Raw genomic sequence first — 26,873 nt, forward strand, 5'->3', positions numbered from 1 at the left:
TGAAACTTTGACCGCATCATTTTCGTTACGCGGCGTTTTCAACGCGAGACAAAAAAATCTATCGCCCCAGTCAGAGACGCTCATCGCTGGCAGCGCCTTCGATACCGCGAAACCCCCGCGCCAGCAGGTACTGCTCGCGCGAACGGTCACGGGACGACAATGGTTTGCGCATTTGCACCTTGTCGAACAACTTGCGTATGCCCTTGTGGTATTCATCGAAGCCTTCACCCTGGAAGACCTTGATCAAAAAATCACCACCCGGACGCAGAACCCGCCCGGCAAGATCCAGGGCCAGCTCGCTGAGGAACATTGCACGAGGCATGTCGACAGCCGCCAATCCACTCATATTGGGGGCCATATCGGAAATCACAAGGTCAACCTCGGTATTTCCGACGGCCTCCAGGATTTTTGCCAATACGGCGTCTTCGGTAAAATCGCCCTGAATGAAGGTCACGTCAGGGATGCCGTCCATTTCCAGGATGTCGGAGGCGATCAACCGCCCCTGGCCACCAATCAGACGACTGGTCACCTGGGACCAGCCGCCCGGCGCCGCGCCGAGGTCGATCACGGTCATGCCGGGACGGATCAGGCGATCCTTTTCCTGGATCTCCAGCAATTTATAGCTGGCACGAGAGCGATAGCCGTCCTTTTGCGCCATTTTGACGTACGGATCGTTGAAATGCTCTTTGAGCCAGTTCTGGCTAGTCTTGGAACGGGCCACGGGCCACCTCTAAAAATAAAACGGGTCGTGATTAAGTGGGCGGTCCCGGACTCGCTCGGGTAAACTGGCCGCCGCTTTTTTACAAGATCAGACGCAGGGGTCAGATTATGCCGCTCACTCAAGAGCAGAAGAAACAATACAAATCCATTGGCCACCATCTGAAACCGGTTTTGACTGTGGCTGACAACGGTTTGACTGAAGGTGTACTCGCCGAGCTGGAACGCGCACTGGGTGATCATGAGCTGATCAAGATCAAGCTCAATATCCTCGACCGCGAAGCCCGCCTGGCTGCCGTTGCTGAACTGTGCAAGACCGGCAAGGCCGACCTGGTGCAGGTCATCGGCAAGATGGCACTGATTTATCGCAAGAACTTCAGCGTCAACAAGCAACTGTCGAACGTTCACCGCTTCAAGTGATGCCAAGGCTCAAGGGTGTGCTTCGCGCACCCTGCCGCTCCACCCGGGAACCGGTTGCAGCACCAGCACCAAACCGGAAAACCCCAGCACCAGGTAACTGAAGACCTGCCACTGGCTTGCATCCGGCCAGCCAAGCCGCACGGCAAAGAACATCCCGCACGCGTACAAGGCCATGAGCAGCAATTGCCCACGAATGTCGCGCCATAGGCTGGCAAGGCCCTCGGCCTGAACCAGCACCAAAGCCTGAACCGTCACGCACACTGCACAAAAACCCACCAGCAGTGCCGTCAGCATACTCGCGATTTCATCGATGAGCAGCGGTGCCAGGCCGATTCGGCCCAGCACCGGCAGCAAACCGATGTGCAACAACCACACGCCGCCCACCCACAACATCTGGGCAAGCTGCCAGATCATGGCGCCGGCACGTAGCGGGCGCCTTCGCTCAGACGTGACGGACTTCGACAATCTCATACTCGATGACACCGCCAGGTGTCTTCACCGCCACCACATCGCCCTCTTCCTTGGCAATCAAGGCGCGGGCAATAGGCGAACCGACAGAGATCTTGCCGAGTTTGATGTCAGCCTCATCCTCACCCACGATCTGGTAGGTAACGCTTTCATCCGTCTCGACGTTGGCGATTTCCACGGTGGTGCCGAAGATCACCTTGCCGGTGTGAGGAATGGTCGTGACGTCGATGATCACCGCATTTTGCAGGCGACCCTCGATATCGCGAACCCGCGCCTCGACCATGCCCTGCTCTTCACGGGCGGCATGGTACTCGGCGTTTTCCTTCAGATCCCCCAGCTCACGCGCTTCACCAATGGCCTGACTCAAGCGCGGGCGCTCGACCTTGGTCAGGTGAGCGTGTTCTTCTTCCAGGGCCTTGGCGCCCTGAACGGTCATCGGGTACTTGGTTATGCTCATGCCTTCAATCCTGCATGTAGATCCTGCAAGCGGCGCACGGTCTTCTCGGGACCGAACTTGAGCGCTTCGCAGATCGCTTCGCCCGCAGCAATGGTCGTGGTGCAGTAGATCTTGTGCTGCAGGGCGTTGCGACGAATGGAGTAGGAATCGGCGATCGACTGGCGACCCTCGGTGGTGTTGATGATCAGCGTGACTTCGTCATTCTTGATCATGTCGACCACGTGCGGACGGCCCTCGGTCACCTTGTTCACGCGGCGCACTTTCAGGCCTGCCGCCTCGATCAGCTTGGCAGTACCGGCAGTGGCGACCACTTCGAAGCCCAAGTTGATCAGATCACGGGCCACGCCTGCAACCAGTGGCTTGTCGTCATCACGCACGCTGATGAACGCCGTACCACCGGTCGGCAGCACTTCGCTGGCGCCCATCTGGGCCTTGGCGAAGGCTTCGCCGAAGGTGTCACCGACGCCCATCACTTCACCGGTGGATTTCATTTCCGGGCCGAGGATCGGGTCGACACCTGGGAACTTGGCGAACGGGAACACCGCCTCTTTCACGCTGTAGAAATTCGGGATGATTTCCTTGGTGAAGCCCAGTTCCTTCAGGGTTTTGCCAGCCATGACACGCGCGGCGATCATGGCCAGGGAAACACCGATGCACTTGGAGACGAACGGCACGGTACGCGAAGCGCGCGGGTTGACCTCGATGACGTAGATGTCTTCGCCCTGAAGCGCCAACTGCACGTTCATCAAGCCGACAACACCCAGTTCCAGGGCCATTTTCTTGACCTGCTCGCGCATCTCGTCCTGGATGTGGGCCGGCAGCGAGTAAGGCGGCAGCGAGCACGCGGAGTCACCGGAGTGAACACCGGCCTGCTCGATGTGCTGCATGATCGCGCCAATCACCACGTCCTTGCCGTCGCAGACCGCATCCACGTCCATTTCGATGGCGCAGTTGAGGAAGTGGTCCAGCAGCACCGGGCTATCGTTGGACACCTGGACCGCTTCGCGCAGGTAGCGCTTGAGTTCTTCTTCCTGGTAGACGATTTCCATCGCACGGCCGCCCAATACGTAGGACGGACGCACCACCAGCGGGTAGCCGATCTTGGCGGCGGCACGAATCGCTTCGTCTTCGCTGCGCACGGTGGCGTTTGGCGGCTGGCGCAGGTTCAGGCGCTCGACCATCTGCTGGAAGCGCTCACGGTCTTCGGCGCGGTCGATCGCGTCCGGGCTGGTGCCGATGATCGGTACGCCGGCGGCTTCCAGGGCACGCGCCAGTTTCAGCGGGGTCTGGCCGCCGTACTGGACGATGACGCCCTTGGGCTTCTCGACGCGGACGATTTCCAGCACGTCTTCCAGGGTCACTGGCTCGAAGTACAGGCGGTCGGAGGTGTCGTAGTCGGTGGAGACGGTTTCCGGGTTGCAGTTGACCATGATGGTCTCGTACCCGTCATCGCGCAGGGCCAGTGCAGCGTGCACGCAGCAATAGTCGAACTCGATGCCCTGGCCGATCCGGTTAGGACCACCGCCCAGGATCATGATCTTGTCGCGGGTCGAAGGCGCGGCTTCGCACTCTTCTTCGTACGTGGAATACAGGTACGCGGTATCGGTGGCGAACTCGGCCGCGCAGGTGTCGACGCGCTTGTAGACCGGGAAAACTTCCAGCTTGTGGCGATGGGCGCGCAGGCTCTTCTCGGTCACGCCGAGCAGCTTGGCCAGGCGCTGGTCCGAGAAGCCCTTGCGCTTGAGGCGGAACATCATGTCGCGGTCGATGCTGGACATGCCCAGGGTCTTGACCTTTTCTTCGTCCTTGATCAGGTCTTCGATCTGCACCAGGAACCAAGGGTCGATCATGTTCATGCCGAAGATCTGCTCGACGGTCATGCCGGCACGGAAGGCATCGGCCACGTACCAGATGCGCTCGGCGCCTGGCACGGTCAGCTCGCGCTTGAGCTCGCTCATGCTGTCCGGATGGCTCAGGTCCAGCTTCGGATCGAGGCCGCAGACACCGACTTCCAGGCCGCGAAGGGCTTTCTGCAGGGATTCCTGGAAGGTACGGCCAATCGCCATGACTTCACCGACCGACTTCATCTGGGTGGTCAGGCGGGCATCGGCCTTGGCGAACTTCTCGAAGGCAAAGCGCGGCAGCTTGGTGACGACGTAGTCGATGGACGGTTCGAAGGACGCCGGGGTCTTGCCACCGGTGATGTCGTTCGACAGCTCGTCGAGGGTGTAGCCCACGGCCAGCTTGGCCGCGACCTTGGCAATCGGGAAGCCCGTGGCTTTCGAGGCCAGGGCCGACGAGCGGGATACCCGCGGGTTCATTTCGATGACCACCATGCGGCCGGTGTCCGGGCAGATGCCGAACTGGACGTTGGAGCCGCCGGTTTCCACGCCGATCTCACGCAGCACCGCCAGGGAGGCGTTACGCAGGATCTGGTATTCCTTGTCCGTCAGGGTCTGGGCCGGCGCGACGGTGATCGAGTCACCGGTGTGCACGCCCATCGGGTCGAAGTTCTCGATGGAGCAGACGATGATGCAGTTGTCCTTTTTGTCGCGGACCACTTCCATCTCGTACTCTTTCCAGCCGATCAGCGATTCGTCGATCAGCAGTTCCTTGGTCGGCGACAAGTCCAGGCCACGGGCGCAGATTTCTTCGAACTCTTCACGGTTGTAGGCGATACCGCCACCGGTGCCGCCCATGGTGAAGGACGGACGGATGATGCAAGGGAAGCCGAGCTTCTCGAGAACCGCGTTGGCCTCTTCCATGCTGTGGGCGATGCCCGAGCGAGGGCACTCCAGGCCGATGGCCTTCATTGCCTTGTCGAAGCGCGAACGGTCTTCGGCCTTGTCGATGGTGTCGGCGTTGGCACCGATCATTTCCACACCGAATTTTTCCAGGACGCCTTCGCGCTCCAGGTCCAGGGCGCAGTTCAGCGCGGTCTGGCCACCCATGGTCGGCAACAGGGCGTCAGGACGCTCTTTCTCGATGATCTTGGCGACGGTCTGCCATTTGATCGGCTCGATGTAGGTGGCGTCGGCCATGGCCGGGTCGGTCATGATGGTGGCCGGGTTGGAGTTCACCAGGATGACGCGGTAGCCCTCTTCGCGCAGGGCCTTGCAGGCCTGGGCGCCGGAGTAGTCGAACTCGCAGGCCTGGCCGATCACGATCGGGCCAGCGCCGAGAATCAGGATGCTTTTTATGTCTGTACGTTTTGGCATGGGTTTGTCACTCAAATCCGCAGGTCAGTCGGCTAGGCCGTCGAACAATCTTTGAAGCGCCCAAGGGGGCCGCCGCGCTCGGGGCCGCCCTCAGGCTTCGCGCGGTCAGCGTCGCTTGGCCATCTCGTTGATGAAGCGATCGAACAGCGGAGCCACGTCGTTCGGGCCCGGGCTCGCTTCAGGGTGGCCCTGGAAGCTGAACGCGCTCTTGTCGGTACGCTCGATGCCTTGCAGCGTGCCGTCGAACAGCGACTTGTGAATCGCCCGCACGTTGGCCGGCAGGGTCGCTTCGTCCACGGCGAAACCGTGGTTCTGGCTGGTGATCATGACGACACCGGTATCCAGGTCCTGCACCGGGTGGTTGGCACCGTGGTGGCCATGACCCATCTTCACGGTCTTGGCGCCCGAGGCGAGGGCCAGCAGTTGATGGCCCAGGCAGATGCCGAATACCGGGATTTCGGTTTCCAGCACTTGCCGGATCGCCTGGATCGCGTAGTCGCAAGGCTCGGGGTCGCCCGGGCCGTTGGACAGGAACACGCCGTCGGGCTTGAGGGCCAGGACGTCGGCGGCCGGGGTTTGTGCCGGCACCACGGTCACGCGGCAACCGCGCTCGACCAGCATGCGCAGGATGTTCAGCTTGACGCCGTAGTCGTAGGCCACCACGTGATACGGCAGCTCGGACGCTTCGATCGTTGGGTGGCTGTCGGTCTTCAGGCTCCAGACCGAGGAACGCCACTCGTACTGCGTCTTGGTGCTGACGACTTTCGCCAGGTCCATGCCCTTGAGGCCCGGGAACCCTTGGGCGGCAGCGATGGCGGCTTCTTCGGAGATATTGTCGCCGGCCATGATGCAGCCGTTTTGCGCGCCCTTCTCCCGCAGGATACGGGTCAGACGGCGAGTGTCGATACCGGCGATCGCCACGACGTTGTTGGCTTTCAGGTAATCGGACAGGGACATCGTGTTACGCCAGTTGCTCGCTACCAGCGGCAGGTCACGGATGACCAGGCCGGCGGACCAGACACGATCGGACTCGGCATCTTCCGGCGTGGTACCGGTGTTGCCGATGTGCGGGTAAGTCAGGGTAACGATTTGCTGGGCGTAGGAAGGATCGGTAAGAATTTCCTGATAGCCGGTCATTGCGGTGTTAAACACCACCTCACCAACGGTCTGACCGTCGGCTCCAATGGCTTCGCCGCGAAAAATGCTGCCATCAGCAAGGGCGAGTATGGCTGGCTTAGTCAAGAAGACCTCCCGTAAATAAAGCCTGAAAGGGCGATCGCAGGTTGTAAAAAAGCGGAGTGACGTATGGACACGTCACCCCGCTTCTTCACTGAATTATTCTGCGCGCTTTTAGTGGACACACTAAAGCTGTAGCTTACAGAAAAAGGCTTTTTTGGTCCACCGCTAATGAGCCTTAAAGGCAGGGGAATGCGACAGGCCGTCGCGAAGCGGTGCAAAACGGGGCTCAGTATAACGTGAACCCCGCTTTCTTTGGCATCAACGCAGGTCGAGAACGTCCTGCATATCGTACAAACCAGGCTCGCGGCCATCCAGCCACAGTGCGGCACGTACGGCGCCCTTGGCAAAGGTCATCCGGCTCGAAGCCTTGTGGGTGATTTCCAGGCGCTCGCCCTCGGTGGCGAACAGCACCGTGTGATCACCCACCACATCGCCACCGCGCACCGTGGCAAAACCGATGGTGTCGCGCTGGCGAGCGCCGGTATGCCCCTCGCGTCCGTACACGGCCACCTGTTGCAGGTCGCGCCCCAGCGCATCAGCAATCACCTCACCCATGCGCAAGGCCGTTCCCGAAGGCGCGTCGATCTTGTGCCGGTGATGCGCCTCGATGATTTCGATATCCGCATCGTCACCCAGGACCCGGGCTGCCATGTCCAGCAGCTTGAGCGACAGGTTCACGCCCACGCTGAAGTTCGCCGCGAACACGATCGCAATGTCCTTGCCCGCCTCGGCCAGCAACTGCTTTTGCGCAGCGTCCAGCCCGGTGGTGCCGATCACCATGGCCTTGCCGTGCTTACGGCAGATGGCCAGGTTCTTCAGCATCACGTCTGGCAGCGTGAAGTCGATCAGCACATCGAACTCGTCGAGCACCTTTTCCAGGCCGCCAGACATCGGCACGCCAATGCGCCCAAGCGAAGCCAACTCACCCGCGTCCGCGCCCACCAGCGTGCTGTCGGGCCGCACGATGGCCGCCGTCAGGCCGGAGAGCGGCGAGCGCTGCTGCACCGCTTCGACCAACGCCTTGCCCATGCGCCCCGCAGCGCCCATCACAGCTATACGTCGCATGCGACCTCCTTACAGATCGCCGAAGAAGCGCTTCACGCCTTCGAACCAACCGGTGGTTTTCGGGGAGTGGCTGTTGTCACCCTCCAGCGAACTGCGGAACTCCTCCAGCAACTCACGCTGGCGCCGACTCAGGTTGACCGGCGTCTCCACCGCGACGCGGCACATCAGGTCGCCAGCGCCACCGCCGCGCACGGGCGCAACACCTTTGCCGCGGATCCGGAATTGCTTGCCGGTTTGCGTACCCTCGGGAATCTTCAACTTGACGCGACCGTCGAGGGTCGGGATCTCGAGCTCGCCACCCAAGGCCGCATCGACGAAGCTGATAGGCACTTCGCAGAACAGATGCTTGCCGTCGCGCTGGAAGATCGCGTGCTCGCGCACATTGATCACCACGTACAGGTCGCCGGTCGGGCCGCCCTGGGCACCCGCCTCGCCTTCGCCGGACAGACGAATGCGGTCACCGGTATCGACACCGGCCGGCACCTTGACCGACAGCGTCTTGTACTCTTCGACACGCCCTTCGCCGTGGCAGGAGTCGCACGGATCGGAAATGATCTTGCCCTGGCCATGGCAGCGCGGGCAGGTCTGCTGCACCGAGAAGAAGCCCTGTTGCATGCGAACCTGGCCGATGCCACCGCAGGTCGGGCACGTGACGGGCGAGGAACCCTTCTTGGCACCCGAGCCGTCGCACGGCTTGCAATTGACCAGCGTCGGCACGCGGATGTTGACGGTGGTACCGCGCACCGCTTCTTCCAGGTTCAGCTCCAGGGTGTAGCGCAGATCGCTGCCACGCTGGGCGCCGCCACGGGCACCGCCGCGACCGCCACCAAAGAAGTCACTGAACACGTCACCGAAAATGTCGGAGAAGTTCTGGCCGCCAAACCCGGCACCGCCGCCCCCCATGCTCGGGTCGACACCAGCATGACCATACTGGTCGTAGGCCGCGCGCTTGCTGGAGTCGGACAGGACTTCGTAAGCCTCGTTGGCTTCCTTGAACAGTTCCTCGGACGCCTTGTCATCGGGATTACGATCCGGGTGGTGCTTCATCGCCAGACGACGATAGGCCTTTTTCAGCTCTGCCTCGCTGGCCCCCCGCTCAACACCCAATACTTCGTAATAGTCACGCTTTGCCATTAGTCTTTGCACTCTTATAGGACGTTCGGCAAACCTCTCCTGAACCTTGCCAAACTCGTTGAGCCCTCCCCGCAAAGGCCCAGGCCCAACCACGTCGATTCAACGATCCTGGTCTCAAGCTCTGCATGAAAAGCGCCTGCGCGCCCCTTCATGCAAACCCACATCTTTCAGCCAGGGAACCGGCCAAAACGCGGTGTCACTTGCCCGGAAAGCAGGAGCATTCCCGTTCACACCGCCAGCGTCCGAGCACTGTCGCACGCTGTAAAAATTCATTGGCTCCAGACACGCCAACGCGGGAGCAAGCCCCCGCGCGGCGACATCCTACCAGCCACCGCACAAATGCAGTCAACCGGCCGACCAACAAGCGATTACTTGTGGTCTTTCACTTCTTCGAACTCGGCGTCCACGACGTCGTCGGCTTTTTCGGCCGATTCGCCCTGTGCCGCCGCGCCTTCGGCAGGTTGAGCCTGCTCGGCGTACATCTTCTGGGCCACTGGCGCGGAGACCTTGGACAGCTCTTCGATCTTCGCTTCGATGGCCGCCTTGTCGTCGCCTTTCACAGCGGCTTCCAGGGCAACCACGGCAGCTTCGATCGCAGTCTTCTCTTCCGCGGTCACTTTGTCACCGGCGTCAGCGATCATCTTGCGAGTCGAGTGCACCAGGGCATCACCCTGGTTACGGGCGCTGGCCAGCTCTTCGAACTTGCGGTCTTCCTCGGCGTTGACTTCAGCATCGCGAACCATCTGCTGAATTTCTTCCTCGGACAGGCCGGAGTTGGCCTTGATCACGATGGACTGGGTCTTGCCGGTGGCCTTGTCTTTCGCGCCGACGTGCAGGATGCCGTTGGCGTCGATGTCGAAGGTCACTTCGATTTGTGGCACGCCACGTGGTGCTGGTGGAATCTCGGCCAGGTCGAACTTGCCCAGGGACTTGTTCTGGGCGGCTTGCTTGCGCTCACCTTGCAGCACGTGAATGGTCACGGCGCTCTGGTTGTCGTCGGCCGTCGAGAACACCTGGGATTTCTTGGTAGGAATCGTGGTGTTCTTCTCGATCAGCGCAGTCATCACGCCACCCATGGTTTCGATACCCAGGGTCAGCGGGCTGACGTCGAGCAGCAGGACGTCCTTCACGTCACCGGCCAGAACGGCGCCCTGGATCGCAGCACCCATGGCAACGGCTTCGTCCGGGTTCACGTCTTTACGTGCTTCCTTGCCGAAGAAATCGGTCACCAGCTTCTGGACCAGTGGCATACGGGTCTGACCGCCCACCAGGATCACGTCGTTGATCGAGCCGACGTCGATACCGGCATCTTTCATGGCGATGCGGCAAGGTTCGATGGTGCGTTGAACCAGGTCTTCCACCAGCGCTTCGAGCTTGGCGCGGGAGATCTTCACGTTCAAGTGCTTAGGACCGGTGGCATCTGCGGTGATGTACGGCAGGTTCACGTCGGTCGACTGGCTCGAGGACAGTTCGATCTTGGCTTTTTCAGCGGCTTCTTTCAGACGCTGCATCGCCAGCGGGTCACCCTTGAGGTTCATGCCGCTTTCTTTCTTGAACTCGTCGACGAGGTAGTCGATCAGGCGGATGTCGAAGTCTTCACCACCCAGGAACGTGTCACCGTTGGTTGCCAGTACTTCGAACTGGTGCTCGCCATCGACTTCGGCGATTTCGATCACGGAAACGTCGAAAGTACCACCACCCAGGTCATAGACGATCACGGTGTGGTCGCCCTTGGCCTTGTCCATGCCGTAGGCCAGCGCCGCAGCGGTCGGTTCGTTGATGATACGTTTTACATCCAGGCCCGCGATGCGGCCGGCGTCCTTGGTGGCCTGACGCTGGCTGTCGTTGAAGTAGGCAGGCACGGTAATAACGGCTTCGGTCACCGCTTCGCCGAGGTAGTCTTCGGCGGTTTTCTTCATCTTCTTCAGGATTTCAGCCGAAATCTGTGGCGGTGCCATTTTCTGGCCGTTCACTTCGACCCAGGCGTCGCCATTGTCAGCCTTGGCGATTTTGTAAGGCACCATCTTGATGTCTTTCTGAACAACTTCTTCGTCGAACTTGCGACCGATCAGACGCTTCACCGCGTACAGGGTGTTATGCGGATTGGTCACGGCCTGACGCTTGGCCGACTGGCCAACCAGAATTTCGCCATCGTTGGCGTACGCGATGATCGACGGCGTGGTACGCGCGCCTTCGGCGTTCTCAATCACCTTGGCCTTGCCGTTTTCCAGCACGGAGACGCACGAGTTGGTGGTCCCCAGGTCGATACCGATAATCTTGCCCATGTTAACTCTCCCGGAACTTGGATTTGGTTGCCGCAGCAGTGGTGGCTAACTGCGGTAGCACTTAAACGCTTGACTTATAGATGGGGCCGTTACGACCGTTTTCAAGCCTGCTCATCAATAGAAGGCGAAACCGGAGCTGGCGCCTTGCTGACCACGACCATGGCCGGGCGCAGCAGGCGACCGTTGAGCAGATAGCCCTTCTGGAACACCTTCAGGACACTGTTTGGCTCGACGTCGGCACTTTCCTGCATCGCCATGGCCTGGTGATGCTCGGCGTTGAAGGGTTCGCCGTGCGGGTCGATGGCTTCCAGCTGATAACGCTTGAGGGTGTCCTGGAACATTTTCAGGGTCAGCTCGATGCCTTCGCGCATCGGACGGATGTTTTCGTCGTCCGGGCTGGACAGCTCCAGGCCGCGCTCCAGGCTGTCGATGATCGGCAGCAGGTCGCCGGCGAAACGCTCCAGGGCGAATTTGTGGGCTTTTTCCACATCCTGCTCGGCGCGACGGCGGACATTCTGCAGGTCGGCTGCCACACGCAACGCCTGATCCTGCGCGCCGGCCAATTGCTCTTCGAGCACTTGTACACGTGCTGCCAGATCATCACCCGAATCCTGGGGAGCCTGATTGGCGTCTAGATTTTGCGTATCCTGCGTCTGTTCGTCAGCCATAGATTTCTCCTTTCAATTTCGTCCGCGAGCTCGACTCGCGCTTCTGCCCCGGTATATGGGGCCAGGTTTTTCAGCTTCAAGGGCTTGCCGACGAATTAACCTTACAAAAAACAGCTGCATATCCATTCCAGCCAGCGCTAAGAAATGCTTCCGCTCAAGCAAATCGAGCTAAGCGAAGGCATTGTCAGGCCAAAACAAAACACTGTATAAATAACCAGACCTAAAGCCTGGGAGCGGCCTTATGCTGGTGCACCTGTCCGTACACAACTACGCCATCGTCGAACACCTCGACCTCGAACTCGATCGAGGCATGAGCGTGATCACCGGTGAAACCGGTGCCGGCAAATCGATCATGCTCGACGCCCTGGGCCTGACGCTGGGCGATCGCGCCGACAACGGCGTGGTGCGTCCCGGCGCGGACAAGGCCGACATCCTGGCGACCTTCGACCTGGTCGACATCCCCGAAGCCAGTGCCTGGCTGGCCGAGCGCGACCTGGACACCGACGGCCTGTGCATCTTGCGCCGGGTCATCACGGCGGAAGGCCGCTCGCGAGGCTACATCAACGGCACGCCCTGCCCACTGGGCGACCTCAAGGCCCTGGGCGAACTGCTGATCGACATCCATAGCCAGCACGAACACCAATCCCTGCTCAAGACCGACACCCATCGACGCCTGCTCGACGAGTACGCCGGTGCCACCGACCTGGCGCGCCAGGTTCAACTGGCGGCCCAGCGCTGGCGACAAACGCGCCAGGAACTGGACCGACTGTCCAACTCCGGCGACGAACAACGGGCGCGCCACCAACTGCTGAGCTATCAGCTCGAGGAGCTGGAAAACCTGGCCCTGGGCGAAAATGAACTGGAAGAGCTGGAGCAGGAACACAAGAACCTGACCAACGCCGAAGCCCTGCTGGGCATCTGCCGCCAGGTCGTGGAGCAGTGCAGCGAAAGCGATTCGGGAAACGTGCTCAATGCGCTGACCGCCAGCCTGAATCGACTCACCAGCGTGAACAACTCGGTCGGAGCCCTGAACGAAGCGACCAACCTGCTGACGAGTGCACAGATTCAGGTCGAGGAAGCCGTCGGGGAACTGAACCGCTTCCTCGACCACTTCGATGCCGACCCAGCGCGCCTGCAATACCTGGAAGAGCGGCTGGATACCATCTATACCCTGGCACGCAAGCATCGCGTCCAGCCGACCGACGTCGTCGAACTTCAGCAACGCCTGCTGGAGGAACTGGAAACCCTGAACGCCAACGATGAGTCCATCGAGCGCCTGGGGGAGGAACTGGCATCCTACGCCCGTCATTACCAGGAAAAGGCCAAGGAGCTCAGCGCACTTCGGCAGCAGGCCGCCACCGGGCTGGCCAGCGCCGTGGAACAGGAAATCCAGCGCCTGGGCATGCCCGGGGGCCGCTTCACCATCGAGCTGAAACCCAACGCCAGCGATGAACTCCAGCCCAACGGATTGGAGCAAGTGGAATTGCTGGTCAGCGCCAACCCCGGGCAACCGCTCAAGGCCCTGGCAAAAGTCGCCTCGGGCGGTGAGTTGTCACGGATCAGCCTGGCCATCCAGGTCATCACGGCGCAGACCTCGCGCGTGCCGACACTGGTCTTCGACGAAGTGGACGTGGGCATCGGCGGCCCGACGGCGGAGATTGTCGGCCAGTTGCTGCGCCGACTGGGGGAGCGCGGTCAGGTGCTGACCGTCACTCACTTGCCCCAAGTGGCCGCCCAAGGGCACCAGCATCTATTTGTGCATAAGGTGCGCGGCGAGGATGCCACCCGAACGGCCGTGTCCAAGCTCAACAAGAGCGAGCGCGTGGAGGAAGTGGCTCGAATGCTGGGAGGGATCGACCTCACCAAGGAATCCCTGGCCCACGCGAAAAAAATGGTCATCGCCGCAAAAACCTGACATACGACCGATAAAAGCCACAAAGCAAGAAGGCGACCCTGGGGTCGCCTTCTATCGTTTTGGGAGCCGTGGCTCACGCAACGTGCTTACTTCTTTTTGCGCACGTGCAGGACGAGATGGTGGTCGATCAACTCGAAGCCATACTCCTCAGCAATTGCCTTTTGCAGCTTTTCGATTTCCGGGCTGACGAATTCGATGACCTCACGGGTTTCCACGTTCACCATGTGATCGTGATGCTCCCCGTCAGCCAATTCGAAGACCGCATGACCGCCATCGAAATTGTGACGAGCCACAAGACCCGCTGCCTCGAATTGAGTCAGGACACGGTAAACCGTGGCCAGACCAACGTCCTCGCCAGCTTCCATAAGCGCCTTGTAGACGTCTTCGGCACTCATGTGGCGTTGCTCGGCAGAATCGAGCATTTGTAGAATCTTGACCCGTGGCAGGGTCACTTTGAGGCCGGCTTTGCGTAGTTCGCTATTTTCAACCATGGTCAGCTTTCTCGCGATGCTGCTTCGCAGCTTCTCTTAATGCGGGTATGATCGGCGTTTACGTTGTCCCAGCCAAGATAGTGGAAGTCGCCCACCGATGCAAAACACCAAGCTCTTGCTAACCAGTTTCACCTTCGTGGGACTGCTCGCACTCGCCGGTTGTTCATTCCCCGGGGTTTACAAAATCGACATCCAGCAGGGCAATGTCGTCACGCAGGACATGATAGACCAGTTACGCCCGGGAATGACCCGCCGGCAAGTACGGTTTATCATGGGCAACCCCCTGCTCGCCGACACGTTCCATGCCGATCGCTGGGATTATCTGTACAGCTTGCAGCCAGGTGGCGGTGAGCGCCAACAGGAACGCATCAGCGTTATCTTCAATGGCAATGACCAACTCGTCAGCCTGTCGGGCGACTTCATGCCCGGTGTGAGCCGCGACGAGGCCATCATGGGCAAGGACAGCGGCACGACCGTTACCGATCCGACCCAGAACGCCGAAAAGCCGAAACCGGAAAAACCGGCCAAGCCAGGATCGCTGCTGGACCAGATCCAGAAGGATGTGGACAACGTCGAGACCGTACCCGTCCCGACGCCAGAACCGCTGGACACCTCGCCGCAATAATCGGCGACATGAAAAAACCCGGCATGCCGGGTTTTTTATTGCCTCGATTCGACGGACTACTGCTCGGACTGGCGCGCTTGCGCTGCCTTGAGGGCACGCAGGCGACGAATCTCCTTCGGATCCGCCAACAGCGGCCGGTAGATTTCCAGGCGATCGGCGGCTTGCACCAGCTGGTTCTCGGGATCGGCAACCACCTTGCCAAAGATCCCGACCGGGCAGGTCGCCAGATCGAGTTCAGGGAAGGCTTCGGCTACCCCGGAGGCCGTCAACGCCGCGCGCAGGCTCGTACCTTCCGGCACCGCGAATGCGCGCAAGAACTGGCGCTCCAAGCACGCGTACACCACTTCGACTTCAATCAACGCTTGAGCTCTGCGTTCTGCTTGGCACGCTGGCAGAACGCATCGACCAGGGTGTTGGCCGCCTGGTTGAACAGCGGCCCCAGCGTCGCCCGCACCAGTGGACCGGCGTAATCGAAGGACAAGTCCAGGCTGATCTTGCAGGCCTTGTCGCCCAGAGGCTTGAACACCCAGACGCCGTGGAGCTGGTTGAACGGCCCCTCCTCCAGATTCATTTCAATGGACTGCCCCGGCACCAGGGTGTTGCGCGTAACAAAGCGCTGGCTCAACCCACCCTTGGCAATATCGAGACTGGCGCGCATGTGGGTGCCGGAGCTCTCCAGCACCTCGGCGGACGAGCACCACGGCAGGAACTGTGGATAACTGGCCACATCGTTGACCAGGTCGTACAGCGCCTGCGCCGGGTAAGGCAGCAAGGCCGAGCGTTGAATATGTGTCGTCATGTAAGCGTCACTTCCACAGCTGGGCGGCAAACACTACGAGAATGCCGATGGGCGCCACGTAGCGCATCAAGAACAGGCTCAAGGCAAACAATACAGGGCTGCGCAGCGACAATTCATCACGCACCGCCTCACGCCCCATGACCCATCCTGCAAACACCACGAAACACAAACCGCCCAATGGCAGCATGATCCGTGATGTGAAGAAATCAATCACGCCGAAGAAATCCAGTCCTCCGGTTGCTCCCCACTGGTAGAGATGGAACAAGCCGCCTTCGTTCACGAAAAACTTCGCCTGTTTCCATATATTGAAGGAAAACACCGTGCCCAGGCCTACGAACCAGCAGGTGAAAGCCAGCCAGAAGGTGACCCAGGCGCGACCGATTCGAGTCCGTTCCACCAGGTAAGCCACCATGGGTTCCAGCAGGGAAATCGCCGAACTCCAGGCCGCGATGGCCACCAGCACGAAAAACACCACGCCCATGACTTGGCCGAACGCCATGCTACCGAAGGCAAAGGGCAGGCTGACGAACATCAACCCCGGTCCTTCGCTGGGGTTGAGGCCGGCGGCGAACACAATCGGAAACAAAGCCACGCCCGCCATCAGCGACACGAAGGTGTCCAGCAGCGCGACACCGACGACGGTGCGGGTAAGCGAAGCGTTCTTGGGCATGTAGGCGCCGTAGATCATGATCGAGCCGACCCCCACGCTCAGCGAGAAGAACGCGTGCCCCATGGCCGGCAGCAAGCCATCCAGGACTTTCTCCGGCTTGAAATCGAACATGAAGTGCAGGCCTTCCATGAAGTGCCCGGTGGTCATGCTGTAGCCCAGCAGCACCAGGATCATCACGAACAGCAGCGGCATCATGATTCGCAAGCTGCGCTCAAGCCCGGCCACCACGCCTTTGGCGATCACCACCGCCGACAGCACCATGAAGATCGTATGCCAGAGGGTCAACCGCCAGGGATCATCGATGACCTTGCCGAAATACGCTCCGACCTGGTCAGGCGCGACGCCCTGGAAATCGCCGCGGCCCATGTCGATGATGTAGTCCAGCGACCAGCCGCCGACCACGCTATAGAAAGACAGGATCAACAAGGCCGTGATCATTCCGGCGAAGGCGCCCCACGACCACTTGGTCGAGTGCCCGGCTTCCACCGCGAGCACCTTCAAGGCATTGGCCGGACTTTGCCGGGCGCGGCGACCGATCAGGGTCTCGGCGAGCATGACCGGCGCGCCGATGAGTGCGATGCACGCCAGGAACATCAATACGAAGGCGCCGCCACCGTAGACCCCGACCATGTACGGAAACTTCCAGATACTACCCAGCCCCACCGCAGAACCGGTCGCAGCGAGTATGAAGACCCAGCGGCTAGCCCAACTGCCGTGGACAGAAACCTTGTCTGTCGACATCGTGATCACGCCCAAGCGTTCAAAAAAGAGGCCGCATTGTCCGGGATTCACTCAAGGTGCTCAAGCATGCAGGTTCACCGTAGCCGACACGCACGCAACTGCCTATAATGCCGCCCCTATGGCTAAACAGAAGAAACACCCCACAGGGACCATCGCGCAAAATAAAAAGGCGCGACACGACTACTTCATCGAACAACGTTTCGAGGCTGGCATGGTCCTGGCCGGCTGGGAAGTAAAGAGCCTGCGCGCCGGCAAGGCGCAACTGGTGGACAGCTACGTACTGCTCAAGGACGGCGAAGCCTGGCTGCTGGGCAGTCACATCACCCCGCTGACCACGGCCAGCACCCACGTGATTGCCGACCCGGTACGCTCGCGCAAGCTGCTGCTCAACAAGCGCGAGCTGGAAAAGCTCTTCGCCTCCGTGCAGCAGAAAGGCTACACCTGCGTCTGTACGTCGCTGTACTGGAGCAAGCACCTGATCAAGTGCGAGATTGCGCTGGGCAAGGGCAAGAAGGAATACGACAAGCGCGATACCGAACGCGAGCGCGACGCCGGGCGTGAACTGCAGCGTGCGGTGCGCAACAAGGGCAAGGAAGACTAGCCCTCGGAAAATCGAATGTGGGAGCTTGCTCGCGATAACGGCGGGTCAGTCAACATCGATGTTGATTGAAAGTACGCCATCGCGAGCAAGCTCGCTCCCACAGGATCGAATCTAAATCCCCTTGCGCCGCTCTGCCCGCGCCACTCGCTGCACTTCCTGGCGCACCTCTTCCAAGACTTCCTGCACGTACAGAATATGCCGGCTGGACACTTCCCGCGCCTGCTCGGCGTGCCCGTCCATGATTGCCTGGTACAGCTCGCGGTGCTGGCTGATCAGCATGTCGCGGGTTTCGCTGCGCTGCTTGTACATGCCGCCGATGTTGGTCACCACATTGCGCTTGAGCAGGTCGAACAAGCCACGGATGGTGTGCAGCAAGACCGCGTTATGGCTGGCTTCGGCGATCGCCAGGTGGAAGCGCGCATCCGCCGCCCCCTCCTCCGCCCGACTCACCTCTTCGTGCCGCGAATAACAATCCTGCAATTCTTCGAAGGCTGCCGTCAGGCGTTCGCGATCGACATCCGTGGCCCGCTGTGCGGCGTAATAGGCACAGGACGCTTCCAGGGTGTGACGAAATTCCAGCAGGTCCCGCTGCGCATCGGGGTTGCTTTCCAACAATTGCAACAACGGGTCACTGAACGTCGAGCCCAGTGACTCCACGACGTAGTTACCGCCCCCCTGGCGACTGACCAGCAAGCCCTTGGCCGCCAGCTTCTGGATCGCCTCGCGCAACGAAGGCCGTGACACACCGAACTGTTCGGCCAGGGTCCGCTCGGCCGGCAGCCGCTCGCCAGACTTCAACGTGCCCTCAAGGATCATGCCTTCAAGCCGCTCGACAATATCGTCAGACAAACGGCGCTGACGAATCTGATCAAACCCCATAACTCCACTCTCCACGATCCCGACCGCTCGCCGGGCTCTCTATTCTGGCCCATCCGGGCCACGGCCACACCCACCAGACGCCATTTGCACACGCAGATCAGATGCGATCTGCACCGCTTATTCGACGAAAGTTTCCAAGCGGCAAATTGACACACGACAACCAAGGCTTTTACCCTAGCCAACAGCGATTGTAAATTGGTATTACCAATTATCCAGTTTCGCTGATCAGTGCCTGACCAACAACAATTAGGGGCCCACCCACTATGCAAACCTGGCAACAGCTCTACAGCCCGCTCGGCAGCCTCGGCTTGTCCGCACTCGCGGCCGTCATTCCCATCGTGTTTTTCTTCCTGGCCCTGGCGGTGTTTCGCCTCAAGGGACACGTGGCCGGCAGCATCACGCTGGCCCTGGCGATTGCCGTGGCGATATTTGCCTTCAACATGCCCGCCGACATGGCCTTCGCCGCCGCCGGATATGGCTTTGCCTACGGCCTGTGGCCCATCGCCTGGATCATCGTGGCCGCCGTGTTCCTGTACAAACTGACGGTCAAGAGCGGTCAGTTCGAGGTCATCCGCAGCTCGGTGCTGTCGATTACCGACGACCAACGCCTGCAAGTGCTGCTGATCGGCTTCTGCTTCGGGGCCTTCCTGGAAGGCGCCGCCGGTTTCGGCGCACCCGTCGCGATCACCGCCGCGCTGCTGGTCGGCCTGGGGTTCAATCCGCTGTATGCCGCCGGCCTGTGCCTGATCGCCAACACCGCCCCAGTCGCGTTTGGCGCGCTGGGTATTCCGATCATCGTGGCCGGCCAGGTCACCGGGATCGACGCCTTCAAGATCGGCGCCATGACCGGTCGCCAACTGCCGTTGCTGTCGCTGTTCGTGCCGTTCTGGCTGGTGTTCATGATGGACGGCCTGCGCGGCGTGCGGGAAACCTGGCCAGCCGCACTGGTGGCCGGCCTGAGCTTTGCCGTCACCCAGTACTTCACCTCCAACTTCATTGGCCCGGAACTGCCGGACATCACTTCGGCACTCGCCAGCCTGATCGCCCTGACCCTGTTCCTGAAGGTCTGGCAGCCCAAGCGCACCGCGGGCGCCCAGATTGCCGGCGCCACGTCTGGCGCAACGGTCACCGCCAGCGTGGGTGGTTTCGGCCAACCGCGCAGCACCGTGGCTTCGCCCTACAGCCTGGGGGAAATCATCAAGGCCTGGTCGCCCTTCCTGATCCTCACCGTGCTGGTCACGATCTGGACCCTGAAACCGTTCAAGGCGATGTTCGCCGCGGGCGGCTCGATGTACGGCTGGGTGTTCAACTTTGCCATCCCGCACCTGGACCAGATGGTGATCAAGGTCGCGCCGATCGTGATCAACCCCACCGCCATTCCGGCCGTGTTCAAGCTCGACCCGATTTCCGCCACCGGCACGGCGATTTTCTTCTCCGCGCTGATCTCGATGCTGGTGTTGAAAATCAACCTCAAAACTGGTCTTACCACTTTTAAAGAGACCCTTTTCGAGCTGCGCTGGCCGATCCTGTCCATCGGCATGGTCCTGGCGTTTGCCTTCGTCACCAACTATTCGGGCATGTCGTCGACCATGGCCCTGGTACTGGCCGGCACAGGCGCGGCGTTCCCGTTCTTCTCGCCGTTCCTCGGTTGGCTGGGGGTGTTCCTGACCGGCTCCGACACCTCGTCCAATGCGCTGTTCAGCTCCCTGCAAGCCACCACCGCGCACCAACTCGGCGTCAACGACACCTTGCTGGTGGCCGCCAACACCAGCGGCGGCGTGACCGGCAAGATGATCTCGCCGCAATCGATCGCCGTGGCCTGTGCCGCGACCGGACTGGTGGGCAAGGAATCGGATCTGTTCCGGTTCACCCTCAAACACAGCCTATTCTTTGCAACGATCGTCGGCCTGATCACCTTGGCCCAGGCCTACTGGTTTACCGGCATGCTGGTGCACTGAGTACCACACGCCGCAGAGAAAAAACCGACGCCGGAATAGCCGCCGGCGTTCGCTATTGATCACCGGGTCTGCAAGGCTGCTGAAAGATTTGCTCTCTATATTCAGCGGCCTCAGCGGACGGATAACCGGGACCACCCGGAGACACGCCTGATGAGCGAGCTTTTTTACAACGCTGTGCCAAACGCGACCCGTGTCGCCCCGCCACTGCCTGAACCGCGGCAATACCCCAGCGTGAAACCGCAACGGGTCTACCTGTTCGGCACCTGCGTGGTGGACCTGTTCTACCCCGAAGCCGGGATGGATGCGATCCACCTGCTGGAACGCGAAGGGATCCGGGTGGAATACCCGCAAGGACAGAGTTGCTGCGGGCAACCGGCCTACACCTCGGGTTACACCGAGCAGGCACGCACCGTGGCGCGGGCACAACTGGCGCTGTTTGCCGAAGATTATCCGGTGGTCGTGCCGTCGGGCTCCTGCGCGGGCATGTTGCGCGAGCACTACAGCGACCTGTTCAAGGACGAACCCGACACGCTTGAACAAGTCCGGGCCCTGGCCGCCCGGACCTACGAGTTGGCCGAGTTCCTGTTGTTCGTCTGTCAGGTGCAGCTGAAGGATGGCGGCGAGCCGGTGAAGGTGGCGCTGCACACTTCGTGCTCGGCGCGGCGGGAAATGAACACCCACCTGCACGGCCGCGCCCTGTTGGCGCAGCTGCACAACGTGGAACGCGTGGAGCACAGCCATGAAAGTGAATGCTGTGGGTTCGGTGGGACATTCAGCGTGCGCCTGCCGGATATTTCCGGGGCGATGGTGGCCGACAAGACCCGGGCGCTGAAGGAATCCGGCGCACATAAGATCGTCAGTGCCGATTGCGGCTGCTTGATGAACATCAACGGTGCGTTGGAAAAGCAGCAGGAGGCGCTACGCGGGCAGCATCTGGCGAGTTTCCTCTGGCAGCGAACCGGAGGTGCCGCATGAGCACGCCGACGCTGATCCCCACTGTAGAGGTGCAGGAAGATTTTCGCGCCCGAGCCCACAAGGCGCTGGGCGACACGCAACTGCGAAACAACTTTCGCAGCGCGATGGATTCACTGATGACCAAGCGGGCAACGTCCTTCAGCGATGCCCACGAAAGAGAACACCTTCGGGTGCTGGGCAATGCCGTCCGCGCCCGTGCGTTATCCAAGTTGCCCGACCTGCTCGAACAACTTGAAACCAACCTGACCCGCAACGGTGTGAACGTGCACTGGGCGGAAACGGTGGACGAAGCCAACGGCATCGTCCTCTCGATCATCCGCGCTCACGAGGCGCGGCAAGTGATCAAGGGCAAATCGATGGTCAGCGAAGAGATGGAAATGAACCATGTCCTCGCGGCTCAAGGCATTGAATGCCTGGAATCGGACATGGGCGAGTTCATCGTCCAGCTCGATCACGAGAAGCCTTCACACATCATTATGCCGGCGATCCACAAGAATGCCGGTCAGGTCGCGTCCTTGTTCCACGACAAACTCGGCGTGGAGTACACCAAGGACGTCGACCAACTCATTCAGATCGGTCGCAAGGTGTTGCGGCAGAAATTCTTCGAAGCCGATATCGGCGTGTCGGGCGTCAACTTCGCCGTCGCCGAAACCGGCACGCTGCTGCTGGTGGAAAACGAAGGAAACGGACGGATGTCCACCACCGTGCCACCGGTGCACATCGCCGTGACCGGCATCGAAAAAGTGGTGGAGAACCTGCGCGATGTCGTGCCATTGCTCTCGCTGCTGACTCGCTCGGCCCTCGGCCAACCGATCACCACCTACGTCAACATGATCTCCGGCCCACGCAAGGCCGAGGAACTGGACGGCCCCCAGGAAGTTCACCTGGTGCTGCTGGACAACGGTCGCAGCCAGGCCTTTGCCGACAGTGAATTGCGCCAGACCCTGAACTGCATCCGCTGCGGCGCCTGTATGAATCATTGCCCGGTGTACACCCGAATCGGCGGCCACGCCTATGGGGAGGTGTACCCGGGGCCTATCGGAAAAATCATCACGCCACACATGGTCGGCCTGGCCAAGGTGCCCGATCACCCCAGCGCCTCATCACTCTGCGGTGCCTGTGGAGAAGTGTGCCCGGTGAAGATTCCGATCCCGGCCCTGCTGCGGCGCCTGCGCGAAGAAAACGTCAAGGCACCGGACAGCCCGCATCAAGTGATGCGTGGCCAGGGCAGCAAATACTCGCCCAAGGAACGCTTCATCTGGAATGCCTGGGCCTGGCTCAACAGCTCGCCACGCCTGTATCGGCTGTTCGGCTTCCTTGCCACGCGCCTGCGCGCCCTCACGCCGCGCAACGTTGGCCCCTGGACGCAAAACCACAGCGCCCCCCAACCCGCCGCCCGCTCATTGCATGACCTGGCCCGCGAACACCTGAACCGCCCGGGAGACCGTCGATGAGCGCCAAGGAAAACATCCTCGCCAAGTTGCGTAAAAGCCTGACCGGCACCACGCCCGTGGCCGACAACTTCGATGTCGACCTGGTGACGCAGACCTACCGTTATGCGCCCGAAGAACGCATCCCGCAGTTGCGCAAGTTGATGGAAGCGGTGCACACCGAAATCCACCTGACCCGTGCCGAAGACTGGCCGGCGTTGCTCGCCCAACTGCTGCGCGACCGCCAACTGCCAAGCCTGCTGATTGCCCCGACGACACCCCACGGGAAAAAAATCATGCAGTACTGGGCGAATCATCCGGACCTGCCGACCCTCAAGGCCTACGACCGGCCGATAGAAGAATGGAAAGCCGAGCTGTTCAACGAGACGCCCGCCAGCCTGACCGGAACCCTCGGCGCCATCGCCGCCACCGGCAGCCTGATCCTTTGGCCAACGCGGGAAGAGCCACGCCTGATGAGCCTGGTGCCGCCGGTGCATTTCGCCTTGCTCAAGGCCAGCGAGATCCACAACAACTTCTATGAAGTGCAGCAGGCATTCGAATGGGCCCAAGGCATGCCCACCAATGCCCTGCTGGTGTCGGGCCCATCGAAAACCGCCGACATCGAACAGGTGCTGGCCTACGGCGCCCACGGTCCGAAGGACCTGGTGGTGTTGATCCTGGAGGACCAATGACGCTTCCGGCTGCTTTCCTACACGACGTCCACCAACTGATCCCAGCCAAGCGCCGATTCGACGATCCGCTGTCGACCCTGGCCTTCGGCACCGACGCCAGTTTCTACCGGCTGATTCCGAAACTGGTGGTGCGGGTCGAAACCGAAGATGAAGTGGTCGCCCTGCTGCAACTGGCCCAGCGCGACCAGGTTCCGGTCACCTTCCGCGCGGCCGGCACCAGCCTGTCCGGCCAGGCCATCAGCGACTCGGTGCTGATCGTGTTGGGGGATAACTGGAACGCCCGGGAGATTCGCGGGCAAGGCACGCAGATCCGCTTGCAACCGGGCGTGATCGGTGCCCAGGCCAACGCCTGGCTGGCACCGTTCGGGCGCAAGATCGGCCCCGATCCGGCCTCGATCAACGCCTGCAAGATTGGCGGCATCGTCGCCAACAACGCCAGCGGCATGTGCTGCGGCACGGCGCAAAACACCTATCACACCCTGGCCGGCATTCGCCTGGTACTGGCCGATGGCACCCGCCTCGACACCGAGGACGCCGCCAGCGTCGCGGCGTTTCGCAACAGCCACGCAGACCTGTTGGAGCGCCTGGCGACCCTGGGCCGCGAGACCCGCGACAACAACGAATTGGCTGCCCGAATTCGCCACAAGTACCGTCTGAAAAATACCACTGGGCTGTCGCTCAACGCGCTGGTGGATTTTGACGAGCCTGTGGATATCTTGAGCCACCTGCTGGTGGGCTCAGAAGGCACCCTGGGTTTCATCAGCGCGGTGACCTACAACACCGTGATCGACCATCCGCACAAAGCCTCGGCGCTGATAGTGTTCCCTGACGTGGAAACCTGCTGCAACGCCGTCACCGTGCTGAAAAGCCAGCCGGTGTCGGCCGTGGAACTGCTCGACCGCCGCAGCCTGCGCTCGGTGCAGGACAAGCCGGGCATGCCGGATTTCGTACAGCATCTGTCGACGAATGCCTGCGCCCTGCTGATCGAATCCCGCGCGGCGTCTTCATCCCTGCTGCAAGAGCAACTCGCCCGGATTATGGCCTCGTTGGCCAGTTTCCCGGTGGAAAAACAAGTCGACTTTACCGAAGACCCACGGGAAAACGCCCGGCTCTGGGCCATCCGCAAAGACACCTTCCCGGCGGTGGGCGCAGTCCGCAAGACCGGCACCACGGTGATCATCGAAGACGTGACCTTCCCGGTGGAGCAACTCGCCATCGGTGTGAACCGCCTGATCGAACTCTTCGACAAACATCACTACGACGAAGCGATCCTTTTCGGACATGCACTGGAAGGCAATCTGCACTTCGTCTTCACCCAAGGCTTCAACAGCGCCGACGAAATCGCACGCTACCAGGCGTTCATGGACGACGTCGCGCAACTGGTGGCCGTGGAGTTCGGCGGTTCGCTGAAAGCCGAACACGGCACCGGCCGCAACATGGCGCCCTTCGTCGAGCTGGAATGGGGCAGCGATGCCTATCAACTGATGTGGCAGCTCAAGCGCCTGCTCGACCCCCAGGGGATTCTCAACCCGGACGTGGTGCTCAGCGAAGACCCAAAGATCCATCTCAAGCACCTCAAACCGCTGCCCGCCGCCGACGAGCTCGTGGACAAGTGCATCGAGTGCGGCTTCTGCGAACCGGTCTGCCCCTCCAAAGACCTGACCTTGAGCCCGCGCCAACGCATCGTGATCTGGCGCGACATCCAGGCCAAACAACGGGCCGGCACCGACACCACCGAGCTGGAACAGGCCTATCAATACCAGGGCATCGACACCTGCGCGGCCACCGGCTTGTGTGCTCAACGCTGCCCCGTAGGCATCAACACCGGTGAGCTGGTGAAAAAGCTGCGCAGCCGAGAAGCCACGCGCACGAAAACCGCCAACTGGATCGAAGGAAACTTCGCCACCACACTGCAAGGCCTGCGCTTCACCCTGCACGTCGCCAACGGCGCACGCATGCTGCTGGGGGCGCCGCGCCTGGCGAAACTCTCGGCAACGGTGTCACGGCTGTCCAAGGGCCAGGTGCCGCAGTGGACCAACGCCATGCCCCAGCCGGAAAAAGCCATCCGCTTCAGCCCTGCCGTGGCGGACGAACGCCCGCGCGTGGTCTACCTGGCGGCCTGCGTGTCACGCGTCATGGGCCCGGCGGCAGGGGACAAAGAACAGGCCTCGCTGTACGACAAGACCCGCAGCCTGCTGGAAAAAGCCGGCTATCAAGTCGTCATTCCCGACAATCAGGACAACCTGTGCTGCGGCCAACCCTTTGCCTCCAAAGGCTACGCCGAACAAGCCGACCACAAGCGCCAGGAACTGATCGCCGCCCTGCTGCACGCCAGCCGCGGCGGGCTCGATCCGATCTACTGCGACACCAGCCCCTGCACCTTGCGATTGGTCCAGGACCTTGGCGAAACACGCCTGGACCTGTACGACCCGGTGCGCTTCATCCGCACGCACTTGATGGATCGCCTGGACTTCACCCCGCAAGAAGCCCCGATCGCCGTGCACGTCACGTGCAGCACCCAGCACCTGGGCGAAAGCCAGGCACTGATCGACCTGGCGCGCAAATGCAGCAAACACGTGGTCATTCCCGAAGGCATTCATTGTTGCGGCTTTGCCGGCGACAAAGGCTTCACCACACCGGAGCTCAACGCCCACTCACTGCGCACACTCAAGGACGCCGTCCAGCATTGCAGCGAAGGCATCTCCACCAGCCGCACCTGCGAGATCGGCCTGACACAACACGGCACCATCGACTACCACGGACTGGTCTACCTGGTGGATCGGGTGACTCAAGCCAGGGCCACCTGAAGAAAAATAGAACCCTTCAGCGCGACGGTAGTCCACAGAACAAGCCCCAAACGTTGGGGCTTTTCCTACATTCGGTTGTCCGTCTGACGGCCAGCGAAGTCTGGATCCTCAGTTCAAGGAGATACATATGAAACGTTCTGCGCTGTTAGGTCTATTCATTACTGCCTCGATGATGGCCTCCGCTTCGTTCGCCGCCGATAAGCCGGACAGCCTGTGCGAAGCCAATATCCAAACCATCAACAATGCCAAGACACAGTACCAATCCTCGGCCGATCTCAATGACCGTGTGACACGCAGCGTAACAAGGGCACAAGAGCTCAAAGCGCAAGGCAAAATTGACGAATGCGTTGCTGAAACCCAGCAAACCATCCTGGAAATCAGACAAGCCTCCGACGGCACCAACAAGTGATCGGTGGGCAAGGCCAACCTCCGGGTTGGCCTCAGCCCCAGATTGGCGTACACTGCAAACGCCTGTCGCTTCAGCAGTTTCACGAAGCGACAGGTTCGGGGCCGTTTAGGATTCGACGCCGGTTGCGAAACTTTAGGTGCATGCCGAGTTGGTAACAGAACTCGTAAATCCACTGTTGCAACTTCTATAGTTGCCAATGACGAAAACTAC

24 protein-coding genes are annotated in these 26,873 nt (G+C 60.9%); 10 read left to right on the forward strand and 14 right to left on the reverse strand.

The window, feature by feature from the left end:
* Positions 1-70 precede the first annotated feature (70 nt).
* Positions 71-721 (reverse strand): 23S rRNA methyltransferase, encoded by a 651-nt coding sequence (locus VM99_20430; protein ID AKK00325.1) that lies wholly within the window; start codon positions 719-721, stop codon positions 71-73.
* A 107-nt stretch (positions 722-828) separates the two neighbouring features.
* Here VM99_20430 and VM99_20435 point away from each other — a divergent pair, with 107 nt between their 5' ends.
* Positions 829-1,137 carry an RNA-binding protein gene (locus VM99_20435; protein AKK00326.1) on the forward strand — a complete coding sequence of 103 codons (309 nt, stop codon included), beginning with the start codon at positions 829-831 and terminating at the stop codon, positions 1,135-1,137.
* A gap of 9 nt (positions 1,138-1,146) precedes the next feature.
* On the opposite strand, the gene VM99_20440 is transcribed toward VM99_20435, so the two are convergent.
* The 8 genes from VM99_20440 to VM99_20475 form a co-directional block, all read right to left on the reverse strand.
* Positions 1,147-1,551 (reverse strand): MFS transporter, encoded by a 405-nt coding sequence (locus VM99_20440; protein ID AKK00327.1) that lies wholly within the window; start codon positions 1,549-1,551, stop codon positions 1,147-1,149.
* A gap of 28 nt (positions 1,552-1,579) precedes the next feature.
* Positions 1,580-2,056, reverse strand: a complete 477-nt coding sequence (greA, locus tag VM99_20445; GenBank protein AKK01810.1) for a transcription elongation factor GreA — start codon at positions 2,054-2,056, stop codon at positions 1,580-1,582.
* Between the two features lie 2 nt (positions 2,057-2,058).
* Positions 2,059-5,280, reverse strand: a complete 3,222-nt coding sequence (gene carB / locus VM99_20450) for a carbamoyl phosphate synthase large subunit (GenBank protein AKK00328.1) — start codon at positions 5,278-5,280, stop codon at positions 2,059-2,061.
* 105 nt (positions 5,281-5,385) lie between these two features.
* Positions 5,386-6,522 (reverse strand): carbamoyl phosphate synthase small subunit, encoded by a 1,137-nt coding sequence (locus tag VM99_20455; GenBank protein AKK00329.1) that lies wholly within the window; start codon positions 6,520-6,522, stop codon positions 5,386-5,388.
* Between the two features lie 255 nt (positions 6,523-6,777).
* Positions 6,778-7,584 carry a dihydrodipicolinate reductase gene (locus VM99_20460; protein AKK00330.1) on the reverse strand — a complete coding sequence of 269 codons (807 nt, stop codon included), beginning with the start codon at positions 7,582-7,584 and terminating at the stop codon, positions 6,778-6,780.
* Between the two features lie 9 nt (positions 7,585-7,593).
* On the reverse strand, positions 7,594-8,718 hold the full coding sequence (locus tag VM99_20465) for a molecular chaperone DnaJ (protein AKK00331.1): 1,125 nt from the start codon (positions 8,716-8,718) through the stop codon (positions 7,594-7,596).
* A gap of 368 nt (positions 8,719-9,086) precedes the next feature.
* Positions 9,087-11,003, reverse strand: coding sequence for a molecular chaperone DnaK (gene dnaK / locus VM99_20470; GenBank protein AKK00332.1), 1,917 nt, complete (start codon positions 11,001-11,003; stop codon positions 9,087-9,089).
* A gap of 101 nt (positions 11,004-11,104) precedes the next feature.
* Positions 11,105-11,671, reverse strand: a complete 567-nt coding sequence (locus VM99_20475; GenBank protein ID AKK00333.1) for a heat shock protein GrpE — start codon at positions 11,669-11,671, stop codon at positions 11,105-11,107.
* A 241-nt stretch (positions 11,672-11,912) separates the two neighbouring features.
* On the opposite strand from VM99_20475, the gene VM99_20480 reads away from it, so the two are divergent.
* Positions 11,913-13,586: a recombination and repair protein gene (locus VM99_20480; GenBank protein ID AKK00334.1), complete on the forward strand. Its 1,674-nt coding sequence runs from the start codon at positions 11,913-11,915 to the stop codon at positions 13,584-13,586.
* 86 nt (positions 13,587-13,672) lie between these two features.
* On the opposite strand, the gene VM99_20485 is transcribed toward VM99_20480, so the two are convergent.
* Entirely contained in the window at positions 13,673-14,077 is a 405-nt protein-coding gene (locus VM99_20485) for a Fur family transcriptional regulator (protein ID AKK00335.1), read from the reverse strand.
* Positions 14,078-14,174: 97 nt separating this feature from the next.
* On the opposite strand from VM99_20485, the gene VM99_20490 reads away from it, so the two are divergent.
* Positions 14,175-14,702: a membrane protein gene (locus VM99_20490; GenBank protein AKK00336.1), complete on the forward strand. Its 528-nt coding sequence runs from the start codon at positions 14,175-14,177 to the stop codon at positions 14,700-14,702.
* 56 nt (positions 14,703-14,758) lie between these two features.
* Here VM99_20490 and VM99_20495 read toward each other — a convergent pair whose 3' ends face one another.
* The 3 genes from VM99_20495 to VM99_20505 are packed head-to-tail and all read right to left on the reverse strand — an operon-like array spanning position 14,759 to position 16,912.
* The gene (locus VM99_20495) at positions 14,759-15,061 is read right to left on the reverse strand and encodes a protein RnfH (protein AKK00337.1); all 303 of its coding nucleotides are present in this window, start codon (positions 15,059-15,061) and stop codon (positions 14,759-14,761) included.
* The gene (locus tag VM99_20500; GenBank protein AKK00338.1) at positions 15,058-15,501 is read right to left on the reverse strand and encodes a ribosome association toxin RatA; all 444 of its coding nucleotides are present in this window, start codon (positions 15,499-15,501) and stop codon (positions 15,058-15,060) included. The genes VM99_20495 and VM99_20500 overlap by 4 nt, the downstream gene beginning before the upstream one ends.
* A 7-nt stretch (positions 15,502-15,508) precedes the next feature.
* Complete coding sequence (locus VM99_20505; GenBank protein ID AKK01811.1) at positions 15,509-16,912, reverse strand: symporter; 1,404 nt, start codon at positions 16,910-16,912, stop codon at positions 15,509-15,511.
* Between the two features lie 118 nt (positions 16,913-17,030).
* On the opposite strand from VM99_20505, the gene smpB reads away from it, so the two are divergent.
* On the forward strand, positions 17,031-17,513 hold the full coding sequence (gene smpB, locus VM99_20510) for an SsrA-binding protein (protein ID AKK00339.1): 483 nt from the start codon (positions 17,031-17,033) through the stop codon (positions 17,511-17,513).
* Between the two features lie 111 nt (positions 17,514-17,624).
* Here the strand turns inward: smpB and pdhR are convergent, their stop codons facing one another.
* A complete protein-coding gene (gene pdhR, locus VM99_20515; protein ID AKK00340.1) occupies positions 17,625-18,392 on the reverse strand; it encodes a transcriptional regulator PdhR in 768 nt (255 codons plus the stop codon).
* Positions 18,393-18,655: 263 nt separating this feature from the next.
* Between pdhR and VM99_20520 the strand changes: the two genes are divergently transcribed.
* The 6 genes from VM99_20520 to VM99_20545 all read left to right on the forward strand — a co-directional run bounded on the left by VM99_20520 (position 18,656) and on the right by VM99_20545 (position 26,663).
* Entirely contained in the window at positions 18,656-20,350 is a 1,695-nt protein-coding gene (locus tag VM99_20520) for an L-lactate permease (protein AKK00341.1), read from the forward strand.
* Between the two features lie 150 nt (positions 20,351-20,500).
* Positions 20,501-21,325, forward strand: a complete 825-nt coding sequence (locus tag VM99_20525; protein AKK00342.1) for an oxidoreductase — start codon at positions 20,501-20,503, stop codon at positions 21,323-21,325.
* Positions 21,322-22,779, forward strand: a complete 1,458-nt coding sequence (locus tag VM99_20530) for a (Fe-S)-binding protein (protein ID AKK00343.1) — start codon at positions 21,322-21,324, stop codon at positions 22,777-22,779. The genes VM99_20525 and VM99_20530 overlap by 4 nt, the downstream gene beginning before the upstream one ends.
* Entirely contained in the window at positions 22,776-23,447 is a 672-nt protein-coding gene (locus tag VM99_20535; GenBank protein AKK00344.1) for a lactate utilization protein B/C, read from the forward strand. Before VM99_20530 ends, VM99_20535 begins: the two co-directional genes overlap by 4 nt.
* On the forward strand, positions 23,444-26,254 hold the full coding sequence (locus tag VM99_20540; GenBank protein AKK00345.1) for a 4Fe-4S ferredoxin: 2,811 nt from the start codon (positions 23,444-23,446) through the stop codon (positions 26,252-26,254). The genes VM99_20535 and VM99_20540 overlap by 4 nt, the downstream gene beginning before the upstream one ends.
* A gap of 127 nt (positions 26,255-26,381) precedes the next feature.
* Positions 26,382-26,663: a tmRNA gene (locus VM99_20545; protein AKK00346.1), complete on the forward strand. Its 282-nt coding sequence runs from the start codon at positions 26,382-26,384 to the stop codon at positions 26,661-26,663.
* Positions 26,664-26,873: the final 210 nt, after the last annotated feature.

The organism is Pseudomonas chlororaphis, assembly GCA_001023535.1.
Classification (GTDB): domain Bacteria; phylum Pseudomonadota; class Gammaproteobacteria; order Pseudomonadales; family Pseudomonadaceae; genus Aquipseudomonas; species Aquipseudomonas chlororaphis_E.

What these genes read in the sequence shown, in the direction of transcription:
- VM99_20435 (AKK00326.1), top strand. Translation starts at nt 829, where the DNA reads ATGCCGCTCACTCAAGAGCAGAAGAAACAATACAAATCCATTGGCCAC.
- VM99_20440 (AKK00327.1), bottom strand. Translation starts at nt 1,551, where the DNA reads ATGATCTGGCAGCTTGCCCAGATGTTGTGGGTGGGCGGCGTGTGGTTG.
- carB (AKK00328.1), bottom strand. Translation starts at nt 5,280, where the DNA reads ATGCCAAAACGTACAGACATAAAAAGCATCCTGATTCTCGGCGCTGGC.
- VM99_20460 (AKK00330.1), bottom strand. Translation starts at nt 7,584, where the DNA reads ATGCGACGTATAGCTGTGATGGGCGCTGCGGGGCGCATGGGCAAGGCG.
- VM99_20465 (AKK00331.1), bottom strand. Translation starts at nt 8,718, where the DNA reads ATGGCAAAGCGTGACTATTACGAAGTATTGGGTGTTGAGCGGGGGGCC.
- dnaK (AKK00332.1), bottom strand. Translation starts at nt 11,003, where the DNA reads ATGGGCAAGATTATCGGTATCGACCTGGGGACCACCAACTCGTGCGTC.
- VM99_20475 (AKK00333.1), bottom strand. Translation starts at nt 11,671, where the DNA reads ATGGCTGACGAACAGACGCAGGATACGCAAAATCTAGACGCCAATCAG.
- VM99_20480 (AKK00334.1), top strand. Translation starts at nt 11,913, where the DNA reads ATGCTGGTGCACCTGTCCGTACACAACTACGCCATCGTCGAACACCTC.
- VM99_20485 (AKK00335.1), bottom strand. Translation starts at nt 14,077, where the DNA reads ATGGTTGAAAATAGCGAACTACGCAAAGCCGGCCTCAAAGTGACCCTG.
- VM99_20490 (AKK00336.1), top strand. Translation starts at nt 14,175, where the DNA reads ATGCAAAACACCAAGCTCTTGCTAACCAGTTTCACCTTCGTGGGACTG.
- VM99_20500 (AKK00338.1), bottom strand. Translation starts at nt 15,501, where the DNA reads ATGACGACACATATTCAACGCTCGGCCTTGCTGCCTTACCCGGCGCAG.
- VM99_20505 (AKK01811.1), bottom strand. Translation starts at nt 16,912, where the DNA reads ATGTCGACAGACAAGGTTTCTGTCCACGGCAGTTGGGCTAGCCGCTGG.
- smpB (AKK00339.1), top strand. Translation starts at nt 17,031, where the DNA reads ATGGCTAAACAGAAGAAACACCCCACAGGGACCATCGCGCAAAATAAA.
- pdhR (AKK00340.1), bottom strand. Translation starts at nt 18,392, where the DNA reads ATGGGGTTTGATCAGATTCGTCAGCGCCGTTTGTCTGACGATATTGTC.
- VM99_20520 (AKK00341.1), top strand. Translation starts at nt 18,656, where the DNA reads ATGCAAACCTGGCAACAGCTCTACAGCCCGCTCGGCAGCCTCGGCTTG.
- VM99_20525 (AKK00342.1), top strand. Translation starts at nt 20,501, where the DNA reads ATGAGCGAGCTTTTTTACAACGCTGTGCCAAACGCGACCCGTGTCGCC.
- VM99_20530 (AKK00343.1), top strand. Translation starts at nt 21,322, where the DNA reads ATGAGCACGCCGACGCTGATCCCCACTGTAGAGGTGCAGGAAGATTTT.
- VM99_20535 (AKK00344.1), top strand. Translation starts at nt 22,776, where the DNA reads ATGAGCGCCAAGGAAAACATCCTCGCCAAGTTGCGTAAAAGCCTGACC.
- VM99_20540 (AKK00345.1), top strand. Translation starts at nt 23,444, where the DNA reads ATGACGCTTCCGGCTGCTTTCCTACACGACGTCCACCAACTGATCCCA.
- VM99_20545 (AKK00346.1), top strand. Translation starts at nt 26,382, where the DNA reads ATGAAACGTTCTGCGCTGTTAGGTCTATTCATTACTGCCTCGATGATG.